Genomic DNA, 4,950 nt, shown 5'->3' on the forward strand with positions numbered 1-4,950 from the left:
CCCCTATGCCGACGACGGCGTTTCCGACGGCACCGATCGCGCGCTGCGGTTGAAGACGCGTGATGGACAGGAATTCCCGATCGAGGCCATTTTGCGCTCTGTCCCCTGGCGCGACGGCAAGGCGCTGATGCTGGTCGTGCGACGCTCCGGCGAGGATGATGCGCCGGCGAGCCTGCATGTGGTTGGCGACGAGCAGACGCAGCCGGATATTTCCGAGCTCAAGGTGCGCATCGCCGAGATGCGCACCATTATCGACACCGCCACCGACGGCGTCGTGCTGATCGGCCGTGACGGCACCATCCGATCGATCAGCCGGCCGGCCGAAGCACTGTTCGGCTTCGACAGCGACGATGTGACCGGCAAGCCGTTCGCCTCGCTGTTTGCCATCGAAAGTCAGCGCGCGGCACGCGACTATCTCAACGGACTGTCCGAGCCCGGCGTGGCGAGTGTCATGAACGACGGCCGTGAGGTGATCGGTCGCGAATCGCAAGGCCGCTTCATTCCGCTGTTCATGACCATCGGCCGGCTGCCCAACGACAGCGGCTTCTGCGCCGTCGTTCGCGATATCACGCAGTGGAAGCGGGCCGAAGAGGACTTGACGCAGGCACGTGCGGTGGCCGAGCGCGCGTCCTCGCAGAAGACCGATTTCCTCGCCCGCATCAGCCACGAGATCCGCACCCCGCTCAACGCCATCATCGGCTTTTCCGAACTGATGGTCGACGAGAAGTTCGGACCTGTCGCCAACGACCGCTACCGCGACTATCTGCGCGACATCAACCGCTCGGGCAATCATGTGCTCGACCTGGTCAACGACCTGCTCGACATCTCCAAGATCGAGGCCGGCCAGCAGGAGATGGCCTATGAGGCGGTGTCGCTCAACGACACGCTGGCCGAGACGGTGGCGATGATGCAGCCGCAGGCCAATCGCGAACGGGTCATCATCCGCTCCAGCTTCGCTTCGCGGCTGCCGGAAGTGGTGGCGGACCTGCGCAGCGTGCGCCAGATCGCGCTCAACATCCTGTCGAATGCCATCCGCTACACCCAGGCCGGCGGCCAGGTGATCGTCTCGACCGCCTATGAGACGTCGGGCGACGTCGTCATGCGGGTGCGCGACACCGGCATCGGCATGAGCCATGCCGAGATCGAGCAGGCGCTGAAGCCGTTCAAGCAGATCAACGCGCTGAAGCGCGGACGCGGCGACGGCACCGGGCTTGGACTGCCTTTGACCAAAGCGATGGTGGAAGCCAACCGTGCCCGGTTCACCATCAATTCGACCCCGGGCGAAGGCACCTTGGTCGAGGTCGCTTTTCCATCGACCCGTGTGCTCGCGGAATAGATCAGCCCTCCACGCTTCGATCCCGATAAAAAGAAAAAGGCGCCCAAAGGCGCCTTAAGAGATGGGATTGCTGTCACAACGGGGGCTTGAGCGAATTCGGATCCTCGGGGCTGAGGAACGGGATTTCTCCCTCAAGTTACCTGCGACTATCGACGCCGGACCTTAACAACCCCTTACCGGGGCGCCGGAAAATTTACGAATGTGTACCACTCATGAAATCTAGGTAAATTCTAGCGAGATATTTCGTTAACCATTCCGAAGTCACTTTTTCATACGTGTCGTTGCCTCAAAACCGGGCCACTTTTGAGCGACATGCATTAGCAGCTACTCGGCCAATTGCGGCAGGTTCTTGAACAGCTCAAGCGCCTCTGGATTGGCGAGCGCCTCCTTGTTCTTGATGGCGCGGCCATGCACCACGTCGCGCACCGCAAGCTCGGTGATCTTGCCCGACTTGGTGCGTGGGATGTCGGTGACGGCGACGATCCTTGCCGGCACGTGACGCGGGCTCGCGCCGCTACGGATTTTTGCCCGTATGCGTTTTTCCAGATCCTCGTCGAGCTGCACGCCGGCGGCCAGGCGCACGAACAGGATGACGCGCACGTCGTTGTCGAAGTCCTGTCCGATGCACAATGCTTCCAGGATCTCAGGCATCTGCTCGACCTGATTGTAGATCTCCGCCGTGCCGATCCTCACCCCGCCCGGGTTGAGCGTGGCGTCGGAGCGGCCATGGATGATGAGGCCGCCATGCTCGGTCCATTCGGCGAAATCGCCATGACACCAGACATTGTCGAAGCGCTCGAAATAGGCCGCCCGGTACTTCTTGCCATCGGGGTCGTTCCAGAAGCCGATCGGCATCGCCGGAAAGGCTTTTGCGCAGACCAACTCGCCCTTCTCCTGTCGGACCGGCCTGCCGTCGTCGTCCCAGACATCGACGGCCAGGCCGAGGCCGGGTCCCTGGATCTCGCCGGTCCAGACCGGCTGCGTCGGCACGCCGAGCACGAAGCAGGAGACGATGTCGGTGCCGCCGGAGACCGAGGCCAGATGTACGTCCTTCTTGATGCCGTCATAGACAAAGCGGAAATCTTCCGGCGACAGCGGCGAGCCGGTGGAGGAGATTGCCCGCACAGTGGACAGATCATGCGTGCGGATCGGCTTGAGGCCGGCCTTGCGCACGGAATCGATGAACTTGGCCGAGGTGCCGAGGAAAGTCATCTTCTCGGCATCGGCGAAATCGAACAGCACATTGCCGTCGGGGTAGAAGGGCGAACCGTCATAGAGCAGCAGCGTCGCACCCGAAGCGAGCCCCGACACCAGCCAGTTCCACATCATCCAGCCGCAGGTGGTGAAGTAGAAAAAGCGGTCGCCGTCGGTGAGACCGGCATGCAGCCGGTGTTCCTTGACATGCTGGATCAGCGTGCCGCCGGCCGAATGGACGATGCATTTGGGAATGCCGGTCGTTCCCGACGAAAACAGGATGTAAAGCGGATGCGAAAACGGCAGCGGCTCGAAGGCGACGGGCTTGCCGGCGAAGGGCGACAGCGCCTCTTCCAGCGCCACCGCCTTGTCGATGATCCCGGCGACATCGCTCGATGTGCCGAGATAGTCGACGACCAGGATCTTGCGGACAGTGCCGAGCTTGGCCGCGACCGCGGCGATCTTGTCGGCGACTTCGATCGCCTTGCCATTGTACCAATAGCCATCCGGCGCGATGAAGACGACGGGCTCGATCTGGCCGAACCTGTCGAGCACGCCCTGCTCGCCGAAATCGGGAGAGCAGGACGACCAGACGGCGCCGACCGAGGCGGCGGCCAGCATGGCGGCGACGGTCTCCGGCATGTTGGGCATCATGGCGGCAATGCGGTCGCCCTTCTTCACCTTGAGCGACAGGAAAAGCTGCTGCAGCCGCGAGGTCAGCGCGTGCAACTCGTTCCAGGACAGCCGGCGCTCGACCTTGTCTTCGCCGCGAAACACGATTGCGTCGCCTGAGCCGGTCTTCTTCAGCAGATTCCCGGCGAAATTCAGTGTCGCATCGGGAAAGAAAGAAGCGCCGGGCATCTTGTCGCCGTCGACGAGCAGCTTGTCGCCCTTGTCGCCGACGATGCCGCAGAAATCCCAGACCAGGCTCCAGAACCCTTCACGGTCCTCGACCGACCAGGCGTGAAGCTGCGAATACGAGGAAAACGCTACGCCGGCTTTGACTCCGGCGGCTTTGGTGAAGGCGGTCAAGGGTGCTGCGTCAATCTGGTCTTGCGTCGGGGTCCAGAGCGGTTGTTCGGCAGCCATGATCGTTCCTCCACGGTCGCCATCGCTTATGCATATCGCAGCGCAGCAGAGCAAGATTTTGTTCGGCTGATGCGACCAGATGTGCGCAAATGCCATCGCCGGGCCATAAAGACTTGAAATGCCTCAGCCCTAAGTCGTAGTGACAACTTGAAGTCGTAGTGACGGCCGGAAGTCCTGGTCACGACTGGAGTCGTGGTGACGACCGGGGCCGTGGTGACGACCGGGGTCGTGGTGACACCTGGGGTTACACCCGTCGGGCGATTGTCGGAATGGAAGCATACGGGGCCATATGCCATCATCTATGATCCGGCGCGGAATATGGGCGATCGGCGCTGCCGTGATCGTCGTCGCGCTGGTCGTTGCCGCCCTGCCGCTGATTGCCTCCACCCGTATCGTGCGCGACCGCATCGCCTGGGAAATGAGTGCGTGGAGCGGCTTCCGTGTCGCCATCGACGGTTCGCCGCGTATCGAGGTCTGGCCGACATTCCGCGCCATCCTGACCGATGTGACGCTGTCACAATGGACCGACACCGAGGCGCCGCCGGTGGTCGAGGCAGAACGGGTCGAGGTCGACCTTTCCGCCATGGCGGCCTTGCGCGGCGACGTGGTGTTTTCGACGGCGCGGCTGGTGCGGCCGACGATCCGGGTCCAGCGCACGCCTGCCGGCCTTTTCCTGCCCGCTGTCCCGACCGGCGGGCGCATCACGCGCTCCATCGACACGGCGCGCGGCCTGGTCAACGCCGACCCCGCCAAACCGGACCTCGACAAGCTGCCTACCGACACCTTCGGCACGGTCGAGTTTCGTGACGGCCGCATGGTAGCCTCCATCGGCGGCAAGGACGTCGAGATCCTGAGCAGTTTGAACGGTCAGGCAAATTGGGCGGCGATGAACAGCAATGCGACGCTGTCGGCAACCGGCATCTGGCGGGGCGAAAGCGTCGCGCTGGACGTCGCCTCGGCCAAACCGCTTGTGCTGTTTGCCGGCGGCACGGCGCCGCTGACACTGTCCTTCAAGGCGGCGCCCGCCACCTTCTCGTTCGACGGCACGGCCAGCATGTCTGAAAATACCTATTTCGACGGTCAAGCGAAGTTCTCGGCACCCTCGCTGCGGCGTGTCCTGGAATGGTCGCAGGCCGGCATCGCTCCGGGTGCGGCGATCGGCTCGGTCAGCATTTCGAGCAAGATCACCGCGACCGGCGGGCGCGTCAAGTTCGACAACACGGCGATTGCACTCGACAACAATCCGGGGATGGGTGCGCTGGACCTCTCGCTTGGTGAAGCACAACCGGTGATCTCCGGCACGCTCGCCTTCGACACGCTCGACCTCAGAT

Annotated in this window: 2 protein-coding genes and 1 pseudogene; 2 read left to right on the forward strand and 1 reads right to left on the reverse strand. The window is 63.0% G+C overall.

Annotated features, from left to right (window positions below; genetic code table 11):
• Positions 1-1,336: histidine kinase dimerization/phospho-acceptor domain-containing protein (locus tag ENZ74_RS21720; protein ID WP_127312983.1), on the forward strand; the 1,336-nt coding region annotated here is incomplete at its 5' end.
• A 324-nt stretch (positions 1,337-1,660) separates the two neighbouring features.
• Here ENZ74_RS21720 and ENZ74_RS21725 read toward each other — a convergent pair.
• The gene (locus ENZ74_RS21725; RefSeq protein ID WP_063170466.1) at positions 1,661-3,619 is read right to left on the reverse strand and encodes an acetoacetate--CoA ligase; all 1,959 of its coding nucleotides are present in this window, start codon (positions 3,617-3,619) and stop codon (positions 1,661-1,663) included.
• A 289-nt stretch (positions 3,620-3,908) separates the two neighbouring features.
• Here ENZ74_RS21725 and ENZ74_RS21730 point away from each other — a divergent pair.
• Positions 3,909-4,950: pseudogene (locus tag ENZ74_RS21730) on the forward strand (AsmA family protein); the annotation flags it as partial.

The sequence above is a fragment of the Mesorhizobium sp. M7A.F.Ca.CA.002.15.2.1 genome (assembly GCF_003998715.1).
Lineage (GTDB): Bacteria > Pseudomonadota > Alphaproteobacteria > Rhizobiales > Rhizobiaceae > Mesorhizobium > Mesorhizobium ciceri.

Coding starts and splice junctions, on each gene's coding strand:
- ENZ74_RS21725 (WP_063170466.1), bottom strand. CDS start 3,619: ATGGCTGCCGAACAACCGCTCTGGACCCCGACGCAAGACCAGATTGAC.